Here is a 24,308-nt window from a genome sequence, read left to right on the forward strand (position 1 = left end):
CGGAGGAAGTGAAAAAGGGGAACAGTCCGAAAAAATGGGGCTTGATTGGGACTGGGGTGTATGCCGGTTCGGCGTCAGGTCCGTATCGTTGCCGGGCTGATCCAATCTCATGGATGCGGTGAACAAATTGCGCCGGCATGGAGCGCTAGCGACAGGTTGGGCCAAAAAGAAACAAGCCGGCGGATGCCGGCTTGTTGGTCTCGACCAGAGCGTGAGGGCCCTCGGTCGGTGCCGGGAGGGCAGGGCAAGGCCCTGCATCTACCCGACCGTCAAGCGTTGCGGCGTGATTAACGCAGCAGCGACAGAACGGTTTGCGGAACTTGGTTGGCTTGCGCCAGAACCGAGGTGCCAGCCTGTTGCAGGATCTGGGCCTTGGTCATGTTCGACACTTCCGTGGCGTAGTCGGCGTCTTCGATGCGCGAACGGGCGGCGGACAGGTTGTTCACCGTGTTGTTCAGGTTGGCGACGGTGGATTCGAAGCGGTTTTGAATAGCACCCAGGTTGCTGCGCAGGGTGTCCACGTTTGCCAAAGCGGCATCCAGCTTGGCCAGCGGATTGGCGGTAGTAGCGCCGGCGAACTCGGGGGTCGTAGCGGTATTGATGGTGGTGCCGGTGGCCGTGCCCGTGGTGGCCGTAGTCGCGTAGTTTTTGCCACCGTACGTCACATATCCCGACGTACCATCAGCGGCGAGCTTGACGGCTGCGGCGGCAACCGTGCCCGTCAGGCTGCCTTGCGTCACGGTCAAATCGCTGGTGACTGCCGTCACAGCGCCAGCCGCCGAAATATCAACAGCGTAGACGTCGTCGCCGAGCTTGACGCCATATTTTGCAGTGGCGTTGCCGTTGGCGTCCAAGATGTTGTGCAGGCTCAAGTCGCTTGCATTGACGGTCTTGCCCGTGGAGGCGCTAAGGCTCGTGGCAACTGCCGTCAGATCCACGGCAACCGGAGCGCCAGTGCCGTCACCCAGTTCCGTTACCTTCTTGCTGATAGACGGAGCGGAGTTGGCAACCGAGAAGCCACCGAGACCCAGGGTCGAGCTCGTGATTTCCTTGAGATCGATCGTGATGGTTTCGTTGTCGTTGGCGCCGACCTGGATGCTCAGACCTTGGTCGCTGGCCAGAACCTTGACGCCGTTGAATTGCGTTTGGGCCGAAACGCGGTCGATTTCGTCCAGGCGCAGCTTGATTTCAGACTGGATGGACTGCAGGTCGGTGGGGGAGTTCGTGCCGCTGGTGGCCTGAACCGTCAGTTGGCGCACGCGCTGCAGATTGTTGTTGATTTCGTTCAGCGCGCCTTCGGTCGTTTGAGCGATCGAGATGCCGTCGTTGGCGTTGCGAGCGGCTTGGGTCAGGCCCTTGACGTTCGCGGTGAAGCGGTTGGCGATGGCCTGACCGGCAGCGTCGTCCTTGGCGCTGTTGATGCGCAGGCCCGACGACAGGCGCTCGATGGCGCTGCCCAGGGTCGATTGGGATTTGGTCAGGTTGTTCTGAGCAACCAGCGACAGGTAGTTGGTATTGATGACTGCAGCCATGTTCAGGCTCCCAAGAGAGAAAGGCTTCTTCAAACTGGGCAGCAAGGCCGCCCACTGGTGTTAACGGGAAAGTTCGTCGACTTCTTGTCTAGGAATCTCTCCGTTGCCAGGATTACGGCAGGCCTAAATCAATCTTTAGCGCTATTTCGCGAAAGTCGACATTTTTCTTCTATCGGTCGGACGGGGGAGGGCATGCAACCCAAGTGCGGCAACGACCGCTGCTGCGGCGCCTACAAGATATAAAGGCGTTGGGCTTTGGAAGCTTGCCGACCATGCATGCCCTCGGTTCCCTATCTGTAATCTCTCTAGGCGTCGCGCAATAAGAAACGGACGCGAGGCGCGTCCGTCATGTCTAGGGGCTTTCGTGGCCAGGGGCGTACGGCAAGGGTGTCTCGCCGCCCGGCGTCCTTCTATATCACCTGCGCAATCTGTCCATCCTGGGGCAATTCCTGCCAAGCCTGTTCCTTCAGCTTCGCCCGTATCCGCGCCGTCGCCTGCGACCTCAGTTGGCACACCCGTGCCTCGGTCACATTCAGGATCGCGCCGATTTCCTTCAGGTTCAGTCCTTGCTCGTAGCAAAGTGACAACAGCAACTTTTCACGCTCGGGCAGGGCGTCGATCGCGTGGATCAGCGCCTGGCGGAAGTCCCCGGCCAGCAGGGAATCCAGCGGATTGCCGCCGGCCGCGCCATGGTTCAGGGTGGCCGCCCAGTCGGATTGGCCGCCAGCCGAGTCGGGCTCGGTGGTGAAGTCTTCGTAGTGCACGATCTGCACGCCCTGGGCGTCGTGCAACAGTGTTTGATAGTCACCCAGGGGCATGTCGAGCTGTTGCGCGATTTCTGCTTCGGTTGGCGCGCGCATCAAACGCTGTTCGAGTTGCTGGATGGCCTGCTCGATCTTGCGCGCCTTGGCGCGCACGCTGCGAGGCAGCCAATCCTGTCCGCGCAATTCGTCCAGCATCGCGCCGCGGATGCGGGTGGTGGCGTAGGTCTCGAATTGGGCGTCGGCCGTTTCCTGGTAGCGGCGCACGGCATCGAGCAGGCCGATCATGCCGGCCTGGATCAGGTCGTCGAGCTCTACGCTGGCGGGTAGCCGGGCGAGCAATTGCAGGGCCAGCTTCCGCACTAGCGGGGCATATTCGACCAGGCTGTCATCTGCGTGAGGCATTGCGGGAGTGTCGGGCGGTGTCCATCGTGGCGCGTGGTCTGTTGTTGTCAATTTGCGACATTGTCGACAAACGCGCGGCGGCGCTAAAGCTAGGTGGATTTAGTGATCTGCAAGCTGCCATTGTCGGCAAACAACACCGTTTCATTCCTCAAAGTACGCAATGTTTTGAATGCTTATTTGCCAAATTGACGTAAATTCGTCTGAAATTTATATGTCAAGGTGTATCGGAAACGGTAAGTTGCGCAACATCAACAAAGTTTTGTCATATAAGTCATAGAAAATGACATCAGCTGTGGTAAATTTTACTTAAATTGCGAACAAATGATACATTTCGCATCAAAGCGGGATGTATCGAACGTAATGGCAACGGAATTCCGGTGCTTTTGCTTACACAAGCCCCCATCGGCGGGATAGGGAATAGGGAGTTGGGCGTGCAACAAGTCGAAAATTCATTGCTGACAGACATTCGCGAAGTGAATCTGTCCTATTTGTTACTGGCACAGCGCATGCTGCGCGACGACTACGCGGCGTCGATGTTCCGCCTGGGATTCAGCAATGAAGTTGCTGACATCCTCATGCGCCTTTCGCCGGCGCAATTGGTCAAGCTCGCAAGCTCCAGCTCGTTGCTGTGCCGCTTCCGCTTCGATGACTACAGCCTGTTGTCCGCGCTGACCCATGACGTTCTGGGCGGTGCGCTGCAGCAAGCGCACGCAACCATCCTGCTGGCCAAGCAGCCTGTCGAAGAATTGGCCTGACGGCCTGATCATTCCATCCGGAAGCACGTGTAATGGCCACCAAGAGCGTTTCGCAGGAAGCGGATGACATTCTGCTAGCCAGCTCCATGATCACTTTGGGAGCCCGGCTGCAGGTGCTGGAGGCTGAAACCAGCCTCAGCCATGACCGCCTGGCGCGCCTGTACCGCGAAATCCGCGGCTGCTCGCCACCCAAGGGCATGCTGCCCTTTTCGGTTGACTGGTTCATGACCTGGCTGCCGAACATCCATTCCTCGCTCTTCTACAACGTGTATTCGTTCCTGAATACGCGCACCAGCAGCAAGGGCATACGCGCCACCATCGACGCCTATCGCCTCTATCTCGAAAACGCCGGCACCGATGCCGCCGAAGGTGCAGAGCCCGTCCTGAGCTTCACGCGCGCCTGGATGCTGGTGCGCTTTTTTGATAGCGGCATGCTGCAAATGTCCGCCTGCCGCCAATGCGGGGGGCATTTCATCGCCCATGCCCATGATCCCCAGTCGGATTTCGTGTGCGCGATCTGCCGGCCGCCACCCCGCGCCGGCAAGACGCGCGCTGCGGCCAAGGCGCGCTCCGGCACCCGCCCCGCACCCGTTGCGAATGCCGCCCGGCTCTGACCGGCGGTATTCAAATACATCAAAAGCCCTGGAAAACCCCCCGTAACCCGCCTTTTTGGGTCGGGGGGAACAGGGGATCATTGACGCCAGTTTTAGACTTCGTTGGCAGGGGCCTGATGTGTTGATTGTTATCGGTTTTCTCGTGGTGGCCGTGTCGGTCGTCGGCAGCTTCATAGCGCTGGGCGGCCATTTGGGCGCGCTATACCAGCCGTTCGAGCTCACGCTGATTTTCGGGGCGGCTTTTGGTGCCTTCCTCGCCAGCAACAGCAAGAAGTCGTTGATGCTGGTCAAGTCCGCCTTGCCCGACGCCTTGAAAAGCTCGCGCTACGGCAAGGACGTGTACATGGAGCTGATGGCGCTCTTGTACGTGCTGCTGAACAAGGCACGCCGCGAGGGCCTCATGGCTATCGAATCGCATATCGAAGACCCGGAATCCAGTCCGATCTTCAGCGAGTACCCCCGCATCGCCAAAGACGCCAAGCTGATGGAGTTCATCACGGACTACCTGCGCATCATGATCAGCGGCAACATGAGCTCGTTCGAAATCGAGACGCTCATGGACGAGGAAATCGAAACCTACCGCCATGAGCGCGAAGTTCCTGTGCGCGCACTGCAGCAAATGGCCGATGGCCTGCCGGCCTTCGGTATCGTGGCCGCCGTGCTGGGCGTGATCAAGGCGCTGGCCGCCGTGGACCAGCCTCCGGCGATCCTGGGCGACCTGATTTCCAAGGCCATGGTGGGCACGTTCCTGGGTATTTTGCTGGCCTACGGCTTCGTGGGGCCGCTGGCGTCGCGCATCGAGCGCCGCAGCGATGAGGCCACCAAGGTGCTGGAATGCATCAAGACCACGCTGCTGGCCAGCATGAACGGCTATCCGCCCCAGCTGGCCGTGGAGTTCGGCCGCAAGGTGCTGTTCTCTGCAGTGCGTCCGACCTTTGGTGAGCTGGAAGAGCACGTCCGGCAAGCCAAGTCCACCGCCACCGGCAAGGCCTGACGGAGCGGGCCATGAGCACGGTAAACAACCACCGTGTGGTGATCCGCCGCAAGAAGGTCCACGGCGGCGGGCACCACGGCGGCAGCTGGAAGATCGCGTACGCAGACTTCATCACGGCGATGATGGCGTTCTTCCTGGTGATGTGGCTGATCAGCGTGGTCCCGCGCGAAGAGCTCAAGGGCATTGCGGAGTACTTCCGCATGCCATTGCGCGTCGCCATTACGGGCGGGCCCAGCAGTTCGGCCGAGACCAGCGCGGTTCCAGGAGGCGGCAGGGATCCCTTGCGCAGCGAGGGCGATGTACGCCGCGCGCAGGGCAACCGCGTCGAGGCCCAGCCCATGGGCGACGCCGAACGCCGCGAACAGCATCGCCTGGAAAATCTGAAAAAGCGGCTCGAAAACGTCATCGAGACCAGTCCGGTGCTGAAAAGCTTCAGGCCGCAACTGCTGATCGACCTGACTACGGAGGGTCTGCGCATCCAGATCATCGACAACCAGAACCGTCCGATGTTCGCCACCGGCCGCGCGGAAGTGCAGCCTTACATGCGCGACATCCTCAGGGAACTGGGGCCGGTCCTGAATGAATTGCCCAACAAGGTCAGCATCTCCGGCCACACCGACGCCTCGCAATACGCTCGCGGAGAGCGCGCCTATAGCAATTGGGAGCTGTCGGCCGACCGCGCCAATGCGTCGCGCCAGGAGCTGGTGGCGGGCGGAATGAACGAAAGCAAGGTCCTGCGCATCCAGGGGCTGTCGTCCAGCATGAGCCTGGTTAAAGATGACCCGTATGCGGCCGTTAATAGACGTATCAGCCTTGTGGTGCTCAACCAGAGCACCCAGCGGCGCATCGAAAGCGAGAACGCCGCGGCTGCGGACGTCAGCGCCAAGGATGCCCGCGAGGTAGGAACGGCGGTGGAAGCGGCGCAAGCCGCGGCCCAGGCCACGACGGCAACCAAACCAGGCGAGGCGGAGAGCAACCCGCCCGCGGAAGGGGTTCGATAGCAATGGCTGCAACGATTCTTGTGGCGGACGACTCGGCGACGATGCGCATGATCGTCCAGGCGACGTTGACGGGCGCGGGATGGAAAGTCCTGACGGCCGGCAATGGCCAGGAAGCGCTGGAATTGGCCAAGAGCCACCCGGTGGACCTGGTGGTCAGCGACTGGAACATGCCGGTCATGGGCGGTCTGGAGCTGATCCAGGGACTGCGCCAAGAGGACGAGTACCTGGACGTGCCGGTCTTGGTGTTGACCACCGAGGACGACGTGGACAGCAAGATGGCCGCCCGGGATCTGGGGGTCTGTGGCTGGCTTTCCAAGCCGGTCGACCCGGATGTGCTGGTGGAATTGGCGTCTGAACTGCTCGACGAGCAGGCCGGCGCGTAAGCAAGTTCATTTTTGAAGGCGTACGGGTCATGAGTTCTGGTTTGGACCTCAGTCAGTTTTACGAGACCTTTTTCGACGAGGCGGACGAGCTGCTCGCGCAGATGGAGCAGCTGCTGCTCGAGCTGGATGTGGGCGCGCCCGACATCGAACAGCTCAACGCGATCTTCCGCGCCGCCCACTCGATCAAGGGTGGGGCGGCCACCTTCGGCTGCTTCACGCAGCTGGCGGGCACGACCCATTTGCTGGAAAACCTCCTGGATGCGATCCGTCGCGGCGAAATGGCGCTGCGTACGGACATGATCGATATTTTCTTGGAAACGAAAGACGTGCTCAAAAGCCAACTGGATGCCTATCGGGCCTCCGAAGAGCCCGATGAAGCCGTGTTTGAGCGTATCTGCGCCGTACTGAGGCAGCTTGCGCTGGAGCATAAGGATCCCGCCGCGGCAGCCGCGCCGGCCGAGGCCCCTGCACCCGTGGCAGCGCCGGTTCCGGCCCCGGCTCCCGTGATCGCCCCGGCGCCTGCCCCCGAGCCCGCCGCGCAAGCGCCGGCAGCGGAAGCCGGCAGCTTGCCTCTGCGTGTGCGGATCACCAAGGTTTCGGACAAGGACGCCGCCTCCCTCCTCGAGGAAATGGGCAATCTCGGCAACGTCAAGGCCAGCGAACGCGCCGACGGCGCCCTGACCGTCTGGATGGACAGCACCTGCACGCCGGACGATATCGAGGCAGTATGCTGCTTCATCGTCGACGGCGACCAGCTGGAAATCAGCCGCGAAGCTGCTCCGGCGGGCGTAATGCAGACTGCTGCTCCAATTGCGGCTGCGACGCCCGCGCCGGCTCCCGCACAGACGGCGCCCGAAGCGCCGGCCGTCGCCGAGTCGGCTGCGGCCGCCGAGGCCATCACACAGTCCACCCGCGCGGCCCGGCCCGCTGCGGTAGCTCCGGCGCACGCGGACAAGGAATCCACCTCGATCCGCGTCGGCGTCGAAAAGGTCGACCAGGTCATCAACCTGGTGGGCGAACTGGTCATTACCCAAGCCATGCTGGCCCAGACCGCATCCACGCTGGATCCGGTGCTGCACGACCGCCTGCTCAATGGCATGGAACAGCTTGAGCGCAATGCCCGCGACCTGCAGGAAGCGGTCATGTCCATCCGCATGATGCCGATGGATTACGTGTTCAGCCGCTTCCCACGCCTGGTGCGCGACATCGCCAGCAAGATGGGCAAGCAGATCGAACTGCAAACCCACGGCCGCGCAACGGAACTGGACAAGAGCCTGATCGAACGCATCATCGATCCGCTGACCCACCTGGTGCGCAACAGCCTGGACCACGGCATCGAGACGCCCGAAAAGCGCGTCGCCGCTGGGAAGGACCCCGTCGGACAGCTGGTGCTGTCGGCCCAGCACAACGGCGGCAACATCGTCATTGAAGTCAGCGACGACGGCGGCGGGCTGAACCGCGACAAGATCCTGAAGAAGGCGATCGCCCAGGGCCTGCCCGTCAACGAGAATTCGCCGGACGACGAAATCTGGCAGCTGATCTTTGCGCCGGGCTTTTCCACCGCCGAAAAGGTGACGGACATCTCCGGCCGAGGCGTGGGCATGGACGTGGTGCGTCGGAACATCCAGGACATGGGCGGCCACGTGCAGCTGTCGTGCGAGCCGGGCAACGGCACCACGACGCGCATCGTCCTGCCGCTGACGCTGGCCATTCTGGACGGCATGTCGGTGCGCGTCGGCGAGGAAACCTTCATCCTGCCGCTGAACCATGTAACCGAATCGCTGCAGCCCACCAATGACCAGATCTACTCGGTGGCGGGCAACGAGCGCGTGATGCACGTGCGCGGCGAGTACCTGCCGCTGGTCGAAATGCACCGGGTGTTCTCGGTCAGCGACGCCCAGACCGATCCCACGCAGGCCATCGCGGTCATCATGCAAGCCGAGGACCGCCGGTTTGCGTTGCTGGTGGATCACCTGATCGGCCAGCACCAGGTGGTGGTGAAGAATCTGGAATCGAATTACCGCAAGGTGCCGGGCATTTCCGCCGCGACCATCCTGGGCGATGGCAGCGTGGCCCTGATCGTCGACGTATTTGCGCTTGCGCGCGCCAACCGCGAGCGTTGGTCGCAGCCCGAAGCCATTCTGAATTGATGGAGAAATAAACCTCATGGCAGCCAAACCGCAAGCGCAAGCCGCGCGCAATGAAGATGTCGGCAGCGAGTTCCTGGTGTTCACGCTGGGCGACGAAGAGTACGGCATCGACATCCTGAAGGTGCAGGAGATTCGCGGCTACGACGCCGACACGGTCACCCGCATCGCGAATGTTCCGCCGTTCATCAAGGGCGTGACGAACCTGCGCGGCATCATCGTGCCGATCGTCGACCTGCGCATCAAGTTCAATCTGGGCCGCGTCGACTACAACGAGCAGACCGTGGTCATCATCCTGAACCTCGACCGCCGCGTCGTCGGTATCGTGGTGGATGGCGTGTCCGATGTGCTGATGCTCAATTCGGGCCAGATCCGCCCGGCGCCGGAATTCGGCGCCACTTTGTCCACCGAGTACCTGACGGGCCTGGGCACGGTGGACGAACGCATGCTGATCCTGGTGGATATTGAAAAAATGATGACCAGCGACGAAATGGCGCTGGTGGAGAAGGTCGCGTCCTGATCGGAACGGCCTGCTGGGAGGTAAAAGCGCCATATTGAACCCAATGTGGCGCTTTCCTTTAACGACTTCAATCTGGGAGTGGTTCTTGTGATGCGCAAGTTCTTCGCAAACATGACGATACGCAGCAGCCTGTTGTGGGTGCTGGCGTTTTTCTCATTCATGTTGGTGATAGGGGCCGCGTTGGGCGTGCTGTCCCTGCGCATCAGCAATGGCACCCTGGCGCAGATCAAGCAATCGCAAGAGCTGGATGACGCGGTCGGCCGCGTGGTCTCCAGCTACAAGGACACCATGACTGGCCTGGGCCGCGCGGCCGCCGCCAACTATGCGGACATCGTGAAGAGCGTGGGGCAGCCCACCTTGCTGACCCAGGGCTTGTCCTCCGAGGCGGCGGGCCTGCTGGAGCGGGCCAAGGCCTCCATGAACAAGGGGCAGGCCGAGTACGAGTATTACAAGAGCCTGGCTCGGCCCGCCGAAGCGGCCGACGCCCTGAAAGAAATCGACGAATCCTATGACGCGCTGGTCCGGCAAGGGCTGACGCCGCTGGTGGCCGCCTTGGAAAAGGCGGACATGCCTGCCTACCAGAAGCAAGTCCAGACGGTACAGGACGCTCTCGAGGGCCGGTACGCGCGCGCCATCGAAGGCTTTGATTTCTGGCGCGCCAGCAAGACGCTGGATGCGCACGAAGTGGCACAGGTGCGCTACCAGTTCGTCCTGATGGCAGTCGCCGCCGGCGGCGTGATCGCCGCGCTGCTGGTGTTCGCCACCTATGTGTTCCTGCGTCGCCGCGTGCTGCTGCCGCTGAAGGAAGCCGGTCATCACTTCGACCGCATCGCCGGTGGCGACCTCACCGCCCGCGTGGACGCGCGCAATACCAACGAAATCGGCCAGCTGTTCGCCGCCTTGAAGCGCATGCAGGAAAGCCTGACCCGCACCGTGGCGTCAGTGCGCCGCGGCGTGGATGAGATCAACGTCGGTTCGCACGAGATCGCGGCGGGTAATACGGACCTGTCCAGCCGCACCGAGCAGCAAGCGGCCTCGCTGGAAGAAACCGCGGCTTCGATGGAAGAGCTGGCCTCTACCGTCAAGCAGAACGCCGACAATGCGCGCCAGGCCAACCAGCTGGCGGCCAGCGCCTCGGACGTGGCAGAGCGCGGCGGTTCGGCGGTGTCGGAAGTGGTCCACACCATGCAGGAAATTTCGGCAAGTTCGCGCAAGATTTCCGAGATTGTGTCGGTGATCGACGGCATTGCCTTCCAGACCAACATCCTGGCGCTGAATGCGGCGGTGGAAGCTGCCCGAGCGGGTGAGCAGGGCAAAGGCTTTGCCGTGGTGGCAGGCGAAGTGCGCTCGTTGGCGCAACGCAGCGCCCAGGCGGCCAAGGAAATCAAGGGCCTGATCGAGGATTCCGTGACCAAGGTTGGCGCGGGCTCGCAGCAGGTGGAGCGCGCCGGCTCGACGATGCAGGAGATCGTGGCCTCGGTGAAGCGCGTGACGGACATCATGGGCGAGATCTCGGCGGCGTCCGAAGAGCAGTCCAGCGGCATCGAGCAGGTCAACCGTGCCGTGTCGCAGATGGACGAGGTGACGCAGCAGAATGCGGCGCTGGTGGAAGAGGCTGCAGCAGCTGCGGGTTCTCTGCAGGAGCAGGCGCAGCGTCTGGCCGAAGCGGTGTCCGTGTTCAAAATCAACGTGGGCGAGGTCATCGAGGTTCCGGCCCAGCGCCTGTCGTCGGCGCGTTCCGCCGGTGACGACACCCGCTTGCAGGCGCCTGACGCGCTTGCGCTTGGGCACTGAGGATCGCAGTGGCTACAGCAGCGGCAACCCAGGCGCCGTCCATTTCGGTGGAACGCCAATTCGATTTTCGCGACGCGGACTTTTCGCGCGTGCGCAAGATGATTCACGCCTATGCGGGAATTTCGTTGGGCACGCACAAGCGCGAAATGGTCTACAGCCGACTTGCCCGGCGCCTGCGCGCGCTGGGCATGCAGGATTTCGGCAGCTATCTGGACCAGCTTGAAAACGAACCGAATGCGGCTGAGTGGGAAGATTTCGTCAACGCATTGACGACCAACCTGACCGCCTTCTTCCGCGAATCGCATCACTTCCCCATCTTGGCTGACTTTGCCAAACGGCGCGGCGGCCCGGTGTCGGTATGGTGCTGTGCGGCCTCCACCGGGGAAGAACCGTATTCCATCGCCATGACGCTGGTGGAAGCGCTGGGCCCTCGGGCCAGTGCAAGTTCGGTGCTGGCCACCGATATCGACACCAATGTGCTCACCCGTGCGCGCGCGGGGGTCTACCCGGCCGAGCGCGTGGACAAAATGGATAGCGAGCGTCTGCGGCGCTTCTTCTTGAAAGGCCGGGGCGCCAACGAAGGGCAGGTCCGGGTGCGTCCCGAGATCGCCGACATGGTCCGATACGAGACGCTGAACCTGTTGGCGCCGACGTGGCAGATCAACGAACAGTTTGATGTGATCTTCTGTCGCAACGTCATGATTTATTTCGACAAACCTACCCAGGCCAGGATCCTGGAACGGTTTGTGCCGCTGCTCAAGCCGGGTGGCTTGCTGTTTGCTGGCCATTCCGAGAACTTCACCTATATCAGCCGGGACTTTCGTCTGCGCGGGCAGACTGTCTATGAATGCGCGGGCAGGTCCTGAGCGGGCCGAGGCAGCAAAAATGAAGAAAATTAGCGTTTTGTGTGTGGACGATTCGGCATTGGTGCGTGGCCTGATGACCGAGATCATCAACAGCCAGCCGGACATGGAGGTGGTCGCAACCGCGCCCGATCCGCTGGTGGCACGCGAACTCATCAAGCGCCATAACCCCGACGTGCTGACGCTGGACGTGGAAATGCCCCGCATGGACGGGCTGGATTTCCTGGAAAAACTGATGCGCCTGCGGCCCATGCCGGTGGTGATGGTGTCGTCGCTGACCGAGCGCGGCGGCGAAATCACGTTGCGGGCCCTGGAACTGGGCGCCATCGACTTCGTCACCAAACCCAAGCTGGGCATCCGCGACGGCCTGCTCGAATACACCGAGATCATCGCCGACAAGATACGCGCCGCCTCGCGCGCCAAGCTGCGCGCGCCAGCAGCGCACGCCGCGCCCGCCGCACCCGCGCCCATGTTGCGCCGTCCGCTGTCCAGCTCGGAAAAGCTGGTCATCGTCGGCGCGTCCACGGGCGGCACGGAAGCGATCCGCGAGGTGCTGCAGCCGTTGCCGCCCGACAGCCCGGCCATCCTGATCACCCAACACATGCCGGCGGGCTTCACGCGCTCCTTTGCGCAACGCCTGGATGCCCTGTGTGCGGTGACGGTCCGTGAAGCCGTGCACGGCGACCGCGTGTTGCCCGGGCACGTTTATCTGGCGCCGGGCGGTGACATGCACATGCGTCTGGGCCGCAGCGGTGCCAACTACGTGATCGAGCTTGAAGCCAGCGAACCCGTCAACCGCCATCGCCCGTCGGTGGACGTGCTGTTCAACTCGGCGGCCGTAGCCGCGGGCAAGAACGCCATCGGCGTCATCCTGACCGGCATGGGCAAGGACGGCGCGGCCGGCATGCTGGCCATGCACCGCGCGGGCGCCCACACGATTGCGCAGGACGAGGCCAGCTGCGTCGTCTTCGGTATGCCCCGCGAAGCTATCGCCTTGGGCGCCGCGGATGAAGTGGTTTCGTTGTCGGCGATAAGCGAACGCATTCTGACTCGCCTGGGCGATCGCGGGCACCGCGTCTGACGCGCAAGGCTCCCCGATCGGTCCAAGCTAAATTTTTTCTGGAGTAGAAGATGGTAGACAAGGGCCTGAAGATTCTGGTGGTGGATGACTTCCCCACCATGCGGCGGATCATCCGCAACCTGCTCAAAGAGCTGGGTTTCGAGAACGTGGATGAGGCCGAAGACGGCGCCATCGGCCTGGAAAAGCTGCGCAATGGCGGTTTCCAGTTCGTGGTGTCGGACTGGAACATGCCCAATCTCGACGGCCTGGAGATGCTCAAGCAGATCCGCGCCGACGCGGCGCTGGCCTCGCTGCCCGTGCTGATGGTGACGGCCGAGGCCAAGAAGGAAAACATCGTTGCCGCGGCCCAGGCTGGCGCCAACGGTTATGTGGTCAAGCCTTTCACGGCGGCGACGCTGGAAGAGAAGCTCAACAAGATCTTCGAGAAAATCGCCGGTTGAGGTGAGCCATGAGCACGACGGAACATGAGAGCCCGGGCGATTCCCCCGACCTGATCCACCGCATCGCGTCGCTGACGCGCATGCTGCGCGACAGCATGCGCGAACTGGGGCTGGATCAGGCCATCAAGGACGCAGCCAACGCCATTCCCGATGCCCGCGACCGTCTGCGCTACGTGGCGCAGATGACGGAGCAGGCCGCCAACCGCGTCCTGAACGCCACCGAGCAGGCCGGCCCCATCCAGGATGGCCTGTCGCGCTCGGCGCAGGCGCTGGATGCGCGCTGGCAGCAGTGGTACGACCAGCCCCTGGAATTGCCCGAGGCGCGCGAGCTTGTGAAGGACACGCGCGCCTACCTGCAGGATGTGCCGAAGCAGGCGCAGCAGACGCAATCCCAGCTGATGGAAATCATCATGGCGCAGGATTTCCAGGACCTCACGGGCCAGGTCATCATGCGCATGATGGACGTGGTCGGCGCGATCGAGCGTGAACTGCTGCAGGTGCTGCTGGACAACGTCCCGCAAGAACGCCGCGACGAAGCCAACAGCCTGCTCAACGGGCCGCAGATCAGTCCGCAAGGCAAGACCGACGTAGTGACCAGCCAGGACCAGGTCGACGACCTGCTGGCCAGCCTGGGCTTCTAGCCGGGAGCCGCGCCGCCGGACAGGGACTCCGGCGGTGCATTTTCCGGGTGGTGCCGCCCGCGCATGAAGGTAGTCCCTAAGGGCGCAAAGCTCGCCTCGTGGATAGACTCCCCTCCAAAACAATAATCAGGGGCCGTGCAGCGTGAATCATGGCGCGCAATGCGCGCCAGGCAACGGATGCCCATAGAAGGCGATCCGGGCCGGCACAAGGAGATTGATCATGGCCAGATCCGTATTCCGCCTGGGCGGCATGTGGCGGTTGTTGCGGCGGCTCAATCGCGGCGACGCGACCCTGTCGGAACGTACGCTATCCATCAGCCCGGCCGTTTGGCCGCTGTACGGTTTCATGGCGCGCATACGCAGCCGCATCATGACCGTACGCCAATCCAGCATCGAAATCGCGCTGAACGCCGCCCGCACGCAGTTCCAGGCGGGCCATTGTTCGATCCTGGCACAGGAGCAGGCGCGGGCCGCGGAAGCGCTCGCGGCCAGCGGCGCGCAAATCGCCGCGTTGTCGACGTCAACCTCCACCCATGCGCGCGAGATTGCCGAGGTGTCAGGGCAAAATCTGCACGCGGCGCAGCAGGCGCTGGCCGAACTGTCCGACGTCAAGGCGCGGGTGGAGCGCATGACGCGGGAGATGGCTTCATTCACCGAGGTGGTCGGTCAACTGACAGACCGCGCCCACTCCGTTGGGGACATCAGCAAGCTGATCAAGGAGATCGCCTTGCAGACTCAACTCCTGGCCTTGAACGCCGGGGTCGAGGCGGCGCGGGCGGGGGATGCGGGGCGGGGATTCGCCGTGGTCGCCAGCGAGGTCGGGCGGCTGGCCGAGCGTGTGAACTCGGCTACCAGCGATATCGGCCGGCATACCGCCGAGATGTTGGAGCTGGTGGAGACGACCCAGCATCAGACCGGCACATTGCGCGAGGACGTCAACGCGTCCGGCGCAGTGCTGGATCGGACATGCTCCGGCTTTGAGCGTTTCGTGCGGGATTTCGACAGCATGAACCGCCAGGTCGGCGACGTTGTCCAGGCCATAGGCGAGGTGGACTCCACCAACCACGGTATGAGCGAGGAGGTGGGGCGGATAGCGGCGTTGAGCGCCGACGTGCTGAATCGCGTCGGCAACATGTCCAGCGAAATCGACCGCATCCGTCGCCAGACGGAGAGCGTGCAGGAGGTGCTGGCCGACATGCGCACCGGCAATACCGCCTTTGACGGCCTGTCCCAGGCTGTCGAAGCCTTCCGCGACGCCGCTGTCAACCTTCTGGAAGACGCCAGAAGCCGTGGTGCCGATGTGTTCGACCGCCACTACCGGCGCATTCCCGGCAGCGAACCTGCGCGCTACCACACCAGTTACGACCGGCAGATCGATGAGACCGTGACGCAGTTGCTTGATAGCGTGCTGGATGGCGTGCCGGGCGGGATCTACACGATCCTGGTGGACGGCCGGGGATACGCGCCGGCCCACAATCGCCGCTTTTCGCAAGCGCCTACCGGGGATCCGAAGCAGGACATCCTGCGAGTGCGCAACAAGCGCATCTTCGATGATCCGGTGGGCTTGCGCCTGGCGACCAATACCGGCGGGATGCTGCTGCAGACCTATTCCCGCGATACGGGCGAAATCGTCAATGACATTTCCATCCCGGTCTATCTGGGGTCGGAACATTGGGGCGCGGTGCGGATCGGCCTGGACTTCAACCGCTTCCAAGCGGCGGCCGGAGAGGGCGAGGCAGACCGGCTGGCGGTCGCCACAGGCCACTGACGTGGCTGGCCTGCCCGGGCCTGGGGGCGTTCCGGGCGGGCCTGGAGCGCGCCGCCTGAAACGCATCCGGGAATAGCGCCGCTTTCCCCCCGTTTCTTGGCTTATCGCCAGACCCCGGGGCCTCCTAGAATCTCGGCGGGCAGCTCGTAATTCCAGAATCCGCGAGCCGCAACGACACCGCAGAGCATGGCCGAAGAAAGCGACCTCGAAAAAACCGAAGCCGCCTCTCCCAGGCGCCTGGAAAAGGCGCGCGAGGAGGGGCAGATTGCGCGTTCCCGCGAGTTGGGAACGTTCATGATGCTGGCGGCGGGCGTGGGCGCCATCTGGGTGGGCGGCAGCTCGCTCTACCGGACCCTGAGTGGCGTGTTGCGCAACGGCCTGGCGTTCGATCAGCGCATCGTTCTCGATCCCGGCGTGATGGTCGAGCGTGCGGTGGAGGGTTTCGGCCAGGCCCTGCTGGTGCTGTTGCCGATTTTCGGGCTGTTGGCTGTCATCGCCGTGTTGTCCAGCGTGCTTTTGGGCGGCATCGTCATCTCGGGCAAGCCCCTGCAGTTCAATTTCTCCAAGCTCAGCCCCATTTCCGGGGTGAAGCGGATGTTCTCGTCACAGACGGTGGTGGAGCTCATCAAGGCGCTGGCCAAGGCCGCGCTGGTCGGCGGCGTGGCGGTCTGGGTCATCTGGCGCTACCACGACGACATGCTCAGCCTGATGCACGTGGCGCCGTCGGCGGCGCTGATCAAGGCGCTGACGCTGGTGGCGATGTGCTGCGCCTTCATCGTGGCGTCGCTGATGATCATCGTCATGCTGGACGTGCCGTGGCAGATCTGGAGCCACCTGAAGAAGCTGCGCATGTCCAAGGAAGACGTGCGCCAGGAACACAAGGAAAGCGAAGGCGACCCTCACGTGAAGGCGCGCATCCGGCAGCAGCAGCGCCAGGCGGCGCGCCGCCGCATGATGGCAGAGGTGCCGAAGGCGGACGTGGTGGTCACCAACCCCACGCACTACGCCGTGGCCCTGAAGTACGACGAGGAAAAGAGCGGCGCACCGCGGGTGCTGGCCAAGGGTACGGGCCTGATCGCAGCCAAGATCCGCGAGCTTGCCGCCGAGAACCGCATCCCCACATTGGAAGCGCCGCCCTTGGCGCGCGCATTGCATCAACACGTGGAGCTTGGGCAGGAAATCCCGTCCGAACTCTACACCGCGGTGGCAGAAGTGCTGGCGTGGGTCTTCCAGCTGCGCTCCTGGCGGGCCGGTTGGGGCGCCGAGCCGACGGCCCCGACCCGGTTGCCCGTGCCGGTCGAGCTGGACCCGCAAGCCAAAACCGCAGCACAAGGAGCTTAAGGAATGAGCGCTTTGCTCACCATGTTGAAAAGTAACGGGGCCACGCATGCGCGGCTGCTGGCAGGGCCCATCCTGATCGTGATGGTGCTGGGCATGATGGTTTTGCCCCTGCCCACGTTCCTGCTCGACCTGCTGTTCACCTTCAACATCGCGTTGTCCGTGATGATCCTGCTGGTGGCCATGTTTACGCGCAAGCCGCTGGATTTCGCGGCATTTCCGGCCGTGCTGCTGTTCGCCACGCTGCTGCGCCTGTCGTTGAACGTCGCTTCCACCCGCGTGGTGCTGCTTCATGGCCACACCGGGCCCGACGCCGCTGGCAAGGTCATCGAGGCCTTCGGCCACTTCCTGGTCGGCGGCAACTTCGCCGTGGGGATCATCGTCTTCGTGATCCTGACCATCATCAACTTCATCGTCATCACCAAGGGCGCGGGCCGTATCGCCGAAGTGGGCGCGCGCTTCACCCTGGACGCGATGCCGGGCAAGCAGATGGCGATCGACGCGGACCTGAACGCGGGCCTGATCGGCGAAGACGAGGCGCGCAAGCGCCGCGCGGAAGTCTCCCAGGAATCCGACTTCTTCGGCTCGATGGACGGCGCCAGCAAGTTTGTGCGCGGCGACGCCATCGCCGGCCTGCTGATCATGGCGATCAACATCATCGGCGGTTTGATCGTGGGCGTCGCCCAGCATGACATGTCGATGGGTGATTCGGCGCGCGTCTACACGCTGCTGACCATCGGCGACGGCCTGGTGGCCCAGATCCCGGCGCTGGTGATTTCGACCGCGGCGGGCGTGGTGGTGTCGCGCGTTTCGACCGACCAGGACATCGGCCAGCAGATTCTCAGCCAGCTGTTCTCCAACCCCAGCGTGCTGTTCCTGACCGCCGGTATCGTCGGCATCATGGGCCTGATCCCCAATATGCCGCACGTTGCATTCCTGACCCTGGCCGGCGCGCTGGCCTGGGGCGGCTGGATGCTGTACAAGCGACAAACCGCGGCAGCGGCCGCGGCGGCCGAGGTGCCGCCACAGGCGATTACGCAGGCACAGGCCGCGGCGGCCGAGGCCAGTTGGGACGACGTGTCCATGGTGGACCAGCTAGGCCTTGAGGTCGGCTACCGCCTGATCCCGCTGGTGGACCACGCCCAGAATGGTGAACTGCTGCACCGCATCCGCAGCCTGCGCAAGAAATTCGCGCAGGACGTAGGCTTTTTGCCCCCGGTCGTGCATATCCGCGACAACCTGGAGCTCAAGCCCAACGATTACCGCATCCTGCTGTCCGGCGTGGAGGTCGGTCACGGCGTCGCCATGCCTGGCCAGTGGCTGGCCATCGACCCGGGCGGCGTGACCGTGCAGATCAAGGGCACGCCCACGACCGATCCCGCCTTCGGCTTGCCGGCGCTGTGGATCGACGGCAGTTTGCGCGATCAGGCGCAGGTGGCGGGCTATACGGTGGTCGATGCAGGTACCGTGGTCGCTACCCATCTGAATCACCTGATGCATCGTCACGGTTCCAATCTGCTGGGCCGCCAGGAAGTGCAGCAATTGTTGGACCGCATTGGACGCGATGCGCCCAAGCTGGTCGAAGATCTGGTGCCCAAGACCCTGTCGCTCACGGCATTGCAGAAGGTATTGCAGGGCCTGCTGTCGGAAGAGGTGCCGATCCGCGATATGCGCACCATCATCGACACCTTGTCCGAGCACGGTCCGCGCCTGGCGGCGCTGGCCGCGGGTACGGGCAGCCAGCCCGACATCAACGAACTGATCGCGCTGACGCGTCGTTCGCTGGGCCGCGCCATCACCCAGCAATGGTTCCCTGGAGAGGGCGAGCTGCGGGTGATTGGCCTGGACGTGAAGCTTGAGCGTGTGCTTTCGCAGGCGATGACGACCAGCGGCGGCCTGGAACCCGGGCTGGCAGATACCTTGCTGCGCGAAGCGCAGGCTGCGGTCGAACGCCAGGAATCGCAGGGCAACGCGCCGGTGCTGCTGGTGTCTCCGGTCTTGCGGGCGCCTTTGTCGCGCTTCCTGCGGCACCATCTGCCGCAGCTGGGCGTGTTGTCGAATACGGAAATACCCGATGAGCGCATGGTGCGTGTTACCGCGCTGATCGGCGGAGGTAATGGGGCATGAAGATAAGCCGATTTTTTGGGGCGAATAGCCGCGATGTGATGCGCCAGGTCCGGCAGGTGCTGGGCCCGGACGCGCTGATCGTGTCGAACCGCAGCGTCGATGGCGGCGTGGAGGTGCTGGCCACCGTCGAAGGCGCTTTTGACGATGCCGCCCATGAGGCCGCGCCGCGCCAGGACGCCGCGCCCGTCCGGCCGCCCGAAGCGCCGCCGCCTGCGGGCATGCGCTTCGATCTGCCTGAGCAGGCAGGGCGCGCGTCCACGCCTGTGATGCCGCCGGGCGGATATGCGGCGCCGTCGCGTTCGATCGCCGCATACCAGACCGCTTACGCTTCTTCGACACAGCCTGAAGATGAGACGCCCCAGGTTGCTCCGATAGCGCCCCAGCCGGTGGCGCCCGTGCGGGTTGAATTGCCATCGCTGCCGCCGTTGCGCCAGGTCCCCACAGATCAGTCCGCTGCATCCGCTGCCGCGCCTGGCGCTCCTGCCGCCGCATCCGCATATGCTGCCGCGCCGGCAGGGTTGGTCCCGGCGGCGCCTGTAGCCTATGCGGGCCAGCCGGCAAGCGCGGCTCCAGCGCCTGCGGCCTATACGCCGTCCACGCCCCAACCGGCACCCGCGCCTGCCATGGCCCGCATGCCGGACGCGCCGTTGCGTCAGCCGCCGGTTTTGCCGCCTGCGGCGATGCCGGCCGACGCCGCAGCCGGACTGCAGGACGCCATCAGCGCGCTGCGCGGCGCTTTGGAAAGCCGCATGGATGGCCTGCTCTGGGGCGGCCGCCAAGGGCCAGGTCGGGAACCCGCGGGCGCGGCTCTGTTCCGCAGCCTGCTGGATGCTGGGTTCAGCACCAAGCTGGTGCGCACGCTGGTGGAGCGCCTGCCGGAAGGAATGACGCCGGAAGCGGCGCTGAGCTGGGCCCGCAACGAACTGGTGACCCACCTGCCCGTGCTGCGTTCCGAGGATGAGTTCCTGGCTGGCGGCGTATATGCCCTGGTCGGTCCGACCGGTGTGGGCAAGACGACCACGCTGGCCAAGCTGGCCGCACGTTGCGTGGCGCGCGAGGGGCGCGAGCAGGTCGCGATGCTGACCACCGACAATTTCCGGATCGGCGCGCTGGAACAGCTGCAGATCTACGGACGCCTGATGGGCGTGCCCGCCCACTCCGTGCGCGACGCGGGCGAGTTGCGCCGCATCCTGGCTGAATTGGGCAGCCGCAAGATCGTGCTGATCGATACCACCGGCATCAGCCAGCGCGATCGCCAGGTGGCGGAACAGGCAGCCATGCTGTGCAACGCGGGCAAACCCGTGCGCCGGCTACTGGTGCTCAACGCGGCCAGTCAAGGCGACACGCTGGATGAAGTGGCGCATGCATATCGCAATGGCGTGGGCGAGGACGTCGCCGGTTGCATCATTACCAAGCTGGACGAGGCTACGCGCCTGGGCGCGGCGCTGGATACGGCCATCCGTCATCGCTTGCCCATCCATTACATGTCGGTCGGGCAGAAAGTGCCGGAACACATGGAGCTGGCCCGCGCCGACGTGCTGATCGACCGCGTCTTCTCGATGGTCGAGCGCGCCCGCGCGCTGTACACCCCTAGCGAGGCAGACCTCGCTACGCTGGTGTCCGCGTCGCGGGAGCCGGAAAGCGTGGATCCAGCGCGCAAGCGGCAATTGCTGGCGTCCGCCATCCTGCGTCCACAAGGCGGCGCGGGGTCCATCGAGGCCGCGCAGAACCTGGACGACGCGATCACCTGGCTGGAAAGCGATCCCGCCTGCGTACAGGCTCGCGCATCCTGGCGCGGCTATGTCGGCGACAGTTCGGGCGCGAGCGTAGCCGCCTTGGGCGATGACCCCTTGGCGATGGTGCGTCGAGAGTTTTCCGCGGTTTGCGGACGGCACCTGCTTGCCATGCATGGCAAAGCCGCCATGAAGGGGGAGGGCCTCCCGGGCGGGGCCTTGCTGGGCACGCTGCTGATGAGTGATCGCGGCACGGCTTTGGCGGCACCGGCGCAGCAATTGGTGCTGCCGCACGGCCTGTTGTCCTCCTTTGCGCCAGCGGCGCCGGCGCAGCCGGACGCGGCCCTGGCGCTACAGGCGCGAGTGGCCTGGCTGGCCGAGAAACTGGCGCGCGTCCCGGTCGTACACATGCTGGAAACCGGTACTTCCGCCTTGTGGCCAGCTTTGAACGAGCAGGGCGTTGCCTGGGTTGCGCGCAGCGCTGGCGGGCAGCGCGTCATCCAGGATGACTGCCCGACCAATTTGAATGCCGTGGGCAAGAGCGTGGGCTATCTGCCCGTCGGCCAACCTGGCGACATGCCGGGGCTGCACAGCGTCCAGGGCAGCAAGCGCGTGCCCCTGGCGTTGTGGGCCTCAGGTACGGAAGTGATCCTGCCGGGCCGCAACGGTGGCGAGCCCGTCCGGCTGGTCTGCGCCCGGCTGATCGACACGGTCAGTGGCGAGGTGGCCGGACAGTTGTTCGGCATGACCAATCTGCCCGCGTCCCAAGCGGATGCCGCCACCGTGGCGCGCTGGCTGGTGCTGCAGGATGAGGCCAAGGCGGGGTTCCGCTATATGGCGAATGCGTGGCAGGCTTTGCCGGCGGTGGACGGCGCTCATGCCTTGGCGCGCCAATCGCTAATGGCCGGCCAGATGGGCGCGGCATGTTGGCAGCTGGCGCATACGCCGGCAGCGGAAGTGCTGCGCGGCCCCCTGTCGGGCATCATGGGAACGGATCGCAAGCTGTCCGGGCGCATGTTGCCTGTGGCTTTGCTGAAGATGTATGCGATGTTGGAAATGACGGCGGGGTGACGACGGCCGTTGTTGCAGTGGCTTTGCGCAAATATGTGATGGGTTGCGCGCGATAGCGAGGTGGGATCTTGCGCGCGAACTGGCGCGCTTTACCCATCCTGCCAGGTTCAACCAGCCACGATGGGCTTGCGGCCCGGGCCGCTGCGTGCGCCACGCCCGCGGGCGTCGTAAGTGGACACGGTGCCACCCGCCGCGCCCAAGCCGCGCAGGGCGTCCAGCGACTGCTGCGTGTAGCGCAGGTGCACGTCGATGAGCGCGCCGTTGCGCAGGTTGATTTCGTTGGCGGATGCCGATTTACTGAGCAAAGCCTGCCAGACGCCGGACAGTTGCGGGTGCAGAACAGCCGCCTGCTCGGTGCCGGTGTGCCCGGCGGGCAGACCAATTTCCGCGAGCAGGGAGTCCCGGACCTGGCTCAGGTCCACAAGCTTGCGGGCGACGTCGCCCTTGCGCTCGGTGATTTCCTGCAGCGTGCCGACGCTTCCCAAGCCCACCAGCACCTCGGTCTCTTCTTCCAGAATGGCGGAGAACTCGGTGATCAGGGCATCTTCCTGGCGCATGCAGGATTGCAGGGATTCGACGGTGCTCATGGTCATGCTGTTGGACTCGGGAGATTCGGGGTTACTTCAGCAAATCGCGGGCGCTGGCAATCAGACTGTCCGCGATGCGGCCGGTGTCGATCTTCAACTGACCCGATGCGATTGCCGCACGGATGGCGGCGACGCGTTCAACGTTGATGTCATTGGAGCCGTCCTGCAGCGCCAACAGTTTGCGCGACGCCGAGCTCAGCGCCACCTGCGAGCTGCTGGAGCCGCTGGCGCTACTGGCGCCATAGGCCTGGGCAACCGCCGAGTCGGCGCGGGGCGCGACGGCGTCAGCCGATAGGGGGCGGTTGGTGGTCGAATTGATCTTCAAGATTTTCTCCGCAGGGCGTCCTGGGTCGGTTGTGCGACGGTTTCGCCTACTTATGCCTCAGTAACGGCAGGGCCGGACGGAACTTTAGGGGCAGGCGGCGTGTTGGTGCAATGCGACATGTAACAACAATTACAGTTGTATTTCCACCAGGCCGGCGTTGCGCACCACGCCGCTGACCACTTGGCCGCCTGCGGTGCGGACCTGCACGGTTGCGCCAGGTGCGGCGTTGTCGAGCGCCTGGCCTTCGCTGCTGACGACGAAGCCCTTCCCGCGCGCGTTGATGCGGACGTTGGCGCCGCGCACCACCGATTGTGCGTTGCGCAATCCGGAACCCCGCACCGCTTGCCCCGCATTGATCCGGTGCACGGCCGACATGCCCACCACGGTTTGCGGATCTGTAATCGCGCCAGGGGGCAGGGAGACCAAATCGCCGTCTCTTGGAGCGAGGTCGTCCGGCGTCAGGGCCTGCCCCGCAGCAATCATGCGGGCGGCGACGTAGTAGTGGCCCGGCACGCTCACCGTCGCCTGGACATACGCCGTCCAGGGCTTGGGCGCGTTGCAGCGCACCCCGACCGTCATGCGTGAACGCAGTTTCATACCCGAGGGCATAAACGGGGACATGGCGTCGCAAGGCGCCAGGCGTTCCGCGCGCGGCGGGTCTATCGCGATCGAGGGCTGCCCTGGAAGGCCGGCCAGTTGATCCAGCAGATAGGTTTGTGCGGCAAGAGCGATCGCCTCGGGTGCCTGGACGGCGGCTTCCTGCCCCTGCGCGGCGGCCAGGGGCAGCAGCAGGGCTGCCAGGCAGCCTGCGCGCGCGCGGAGTCGGAGTGCGGATATTTTCATGATGGAGGAATTGTAGAAGTCCGCGGCATTCGGCAATACGTGAATTGGATGAGAAATGACGGGTTATTTGGCTGATTGTGTTGAGCCCCCGGCCCCTATGATGCCGTCATCCAATGGGATAACGGTCTGTCCGGCGTCCCTGGCTTTATCTGAATTGCAACGCACCAAGGCGCCCCGATGCTAGACAGGCTTAATGAAGATTTTCGGTTCTTCCAGCAGTCCCTGGGACTGCGCGCGCAACGCCAGGAAGTGCTGTCGTCGAACATCGCCAATGCCGATACGCCCAACTACAAGGCGCGCGATTTCGACTTCAAGACGGCCATGGCCAACGCCATGGAAGGCACGAAACGCCTGCCCGACACCGCGCTCACGCTGACTGCCGCTCGCCATATCCCGGCCAAGGCCGTATCGCAAGGTCCGACGGAACTCCTGTACCGCCTGCCGTACCAGCCGAGCATGGATGGCAACACGGTGGATATGGACATCGAACGCGTGCAGTTCGCGGATAACACCCTGCATTACCAAAGCACGATGCAGATGCTGTCTGGCCGTATCCGGACCATGATGGCCGCAATTCAGGAATGA

The 24,308-nt window shown here is 63.9% G+C and carries 22 protein-coding genes; 17 read left to right on the top strand and 5 right to left on the bottom strand.

The genetic code is table 11. From position 1 onward, the window contains the following. Positions 1-287: 287 nt before the first annotated feature. Together IB268_RS09875 and IB268_RS09880 are read right to left on the bottom strand one after the other, a co-directional pair. Complete coding sequence (locus tag IB268_RS09875) at positions 288-1,532, bottom strand: FliC/FljB family flagellin (RefSeq protein ID WP_192354177.1); 1,245 nt, start codon at positions 1,530-1,532, stop codon at positions 288-290. A gap of 410 nt (positions 1,533-1,942) precedes the next feature. Next, positions 1,943-2,698 carry an RNA polymerase sigma factor FliA gene (locus tag IB268_RS09880; protein ID WP_054456655.1) on the bottom strand — a complete coding sequence of 252 codons (756 nt, stop codon included), beginning with the start codon at positions 2,696-2,698 and terminating at the stop codon, positions 1,943-1,945. Positions 2,699-3,129: 431 nt separating this feature from the next. On the opposite strand from IB268_RS09880, the gene flhD reads away from it, so the two are divergent. The 16 genes from flhD (at position 3,130) to flhF (ending at position 21,968) form a co-directional block, all read left to right on the top strand. Then, the gene (flhD, locus tag IB268_RS09885) at positions 3,130-3,453 is read left to right on the top strand and encodes a flagellar transcriptional regulator FlhD (protein ID WP_013393369.1); all 324 of its coding nucleotides are present in this window, start codon (positions 3,130-3,132) and stop codon (positions 3,451-3,453) included. Between the two features lie 32 nt (positions 3,454-3,485). Beyond that, positions 3,486-4,067, top strand: coding sequence for a flagellar transcriptional regulator FlhC (flhC, locus tag IB268_RS09890; RefSeq protein WP_118934083.1), 582 nt, complete (start codon positions 3,486-3,488; stop codon positions 4,065-4,067). Between the two features lie 118 nt (positions 4,068-4,185). Then, positions 4,186-5,061, top strand: coding sequence for a flagellar motor stator protein MotA (motA, locus tag IB268_RS09895; protein WP_054456657.1), 876 nt, complete (start codon positions 4,186-4,188; stop codon positions 5,059-5,061). 11 nt (positions 5,062-5,072) lie between these two features. Continuing rightward, a complete protein-coding gene (motB, locus tag IB268_RS09900; RefSeq protein WP_054456658.1) occupies positions 5,073-6,062 on the top strand; it encodes a flagellar motor protein MotB in 990 nt (329 codons plus the stop codon). Between the two features lie 2 nt (positions 6,063-6,064). Continuing rightward, positions 6,065-6,445, top strand: a complete 381-nt coding sequence (locus IB268_RS09905) for a response regulator (RefSeq protein WP_054456659.1) — start codon at positions 6,065-6,067, stop codon at positions 6,443-6,445. A 29-nt stretch (positions 6,446-6,474) separates the two neighbouring features. Continuing rightward, entirely contained in the window at positions 6,475-8,595 is a 2,121-nt protein-coding gene (gene cheA / locus IB268_RS09910; RefSeq protein ID WP_192351999.1) for a chemotaxis protein CheA, read from the top strand. Between the two features lie 16 nt (positions 8,596-8,611). Beyond that, the gene (gene cheW, locus IB268_RS09915; protein ID WP_054456661.1) at positions 8,612-9,112 is read left to right on the top strand and encodes a chemotaxis protein CheW; all 501 of its coding nucleotides are present in this window, start codon (positions 8,612-8,614) and stop codon (positions 9,110-9,112) included. Between the two features lie 90 nt (positions 9,113-9,202). Then, entirely contained in the window at positions 9,203-10,906 is a 1,704-nt protein-coding gene (locus IB268_RS09920; protein WP_119451937.1) for a methyl-accepting chemotaxis protein, read from the top strand. 8 nt (positions 10,907-10,914) lie between these two features. Next, a complete protein-coding gene (locus IB268_RS09925) occupies positions 10,915-11,772 on the top strand; it encodes a CheR family methyltransferase (protein WP_054456662.1) in 858 nt (285 codons plus the stop codon). Positions 11,773-11,791: 19 nt separating this feature from the next. Beyond that, positions 11,792-12,850 (top strand): chemotaxis response regulator protein-glutamate methylesterase, encoded by a 1,059-nt coding sequence (locus tag IB268_RS09930; protein ID WP_013393378.1) that lies wholly within the window; start codon positions 11,792-11,794, stop codon positions 12,848-12,850. A gap of 50 nt (positions 12,851-12,900) precedes the next feature. Next, complete coding sequence (gene cheY / locus IB268_RS09935) at positions 12,901-13,290, top strand: chemotaxis response regulator CheY (RefSeq protein WP_013393379.1); 390 nt, start codon at positions 12,901-12,903, stop codon at positions 13,288-13,290. An 8-nt stretch (positions 13,291-13,298) separates the two neighbouring features. Then, positions 13,299-13,931, top strand: coding sequence for a protein phosphatase CheZ (gene cheZ, locus IB268_RS09940; RefSeq protein WP_042793272.1), 633 nt, complete (start codon positions 13,299-13,301; stop codon positions 13,929-13,931). Between the two features lie 220 nt (positions 13,932-14,151). Further along, complete coding sequence (locus IB268_RS09945; RefSeq protein WP_225591348.1) at positions 14,152-15,699, top strand: methyl-accepting chemotaxis protein; 1,548 nt, start codon at positions 14,152-14,154, stop codon at positions 15,697-15,699. A 186-nt stretch (positions 15,700-15,885) separates the two neighbouring features. Beyond that, positions 15,886-17,040: a flagellar biosynthesis protein FlhB gene (gene flhB, locus IB268_RS09950; protein WP_054456664.1), complete on the top strand. Its 1,155-nt coding sequence runs from the start codon at positions 15,886-15,888 to the stop codon at positions 17,038-17,040. Positions 17,041-17,043: 3 nt separating this feature from the next. Further along, on the top strand, positions 17,044-19,164 hold the full coding sequence (flhA, locus tag IB268_RS09955) for a flagellar biosynthesis protein FlhA (protein ID WP_119452092.1): 2,121 nt from the start codon (positions 17,044-17,046) through the stop codon (positions 19,162-19,164). Then, positions 19,161-21,968 (top strand): flagellar biosynthesis protein FlhF, encoded by a 2,808-nt coding sequence (flhF, locus tag IB268_RS09960; RefSeq protein WP_192354178.1) that lies wholly within the window; start codon positions 19,161-19,163, stop codon positions 21,966-21,968. The genes flhA and flhF overlap by 4 nt, the downstream gene beginning before the upstream one ends. Positions 21,969-22,075: 107 nt before the next feature. Here the strand turns inward: flhF and IB268_RS09965 are convergent, their stop codons facing one another. The 3 genes from IB268_RS09965 to flgA form a co-directional block, all read right to left on the bottom strand. Then, entirely contained in the window at positions 22,076-22,555 is a 480-nt protein-coding gene (locus IB268_RS09965) for a flagella synthesis protein FlgN (protein WP_054456868.1), read from the bottom strand. Between the two features lie 31 nt (positions 22,556-22,586). After that, a complete protein-coding gene (gene flgM, locus IB268_RS09970; protein ID WP_054456667.1) occupies positions 22,587-22,880 on the bottom strand; it encodes a flagellar biosynthesis anti-sigma factor FlgM in 294 nt (97 codons plus the stop codon). Between the two features lie 129 nt (positions 22,881-23,009). Then, positions 23,010-23,723, bottom strand: a complete 714-nt coding sequence (flgA, locus tag IB268_RS09975) for a flagellar basal body P-ring formation chaperone FlgA (RefSeq protein ID WP_125473406.1) — start codon at positions 23,721-23,723, stop codon at positions 23,010-23,012. Positions 23,724-23,900: 177 nt separating this feature from the next. On the opposite strand from flgA, the gene flgB reads away from it, so the two are divergent. After that, entirely contained in the window at positions 23,901-24,308 is a 408-nt protein-coding gene (gene flgB / locus IB268_RS09980) for a flagellar basal body rod protein FlgB (RefSeq protein ID WP_054456668.1), read from the top strand.

This window comes from Achromobacter sp. ACM01 (assembly GCF_014851745.1).
In the GTDB taxonomy this organism is placed as follows: domain Bacteria; phylum Pseudomonadota; class Gammaproteobacteria; order Burkholderiales; family Burkholderiaceae_B; genus Achromobacter; species Achromobacter aegrifaciens.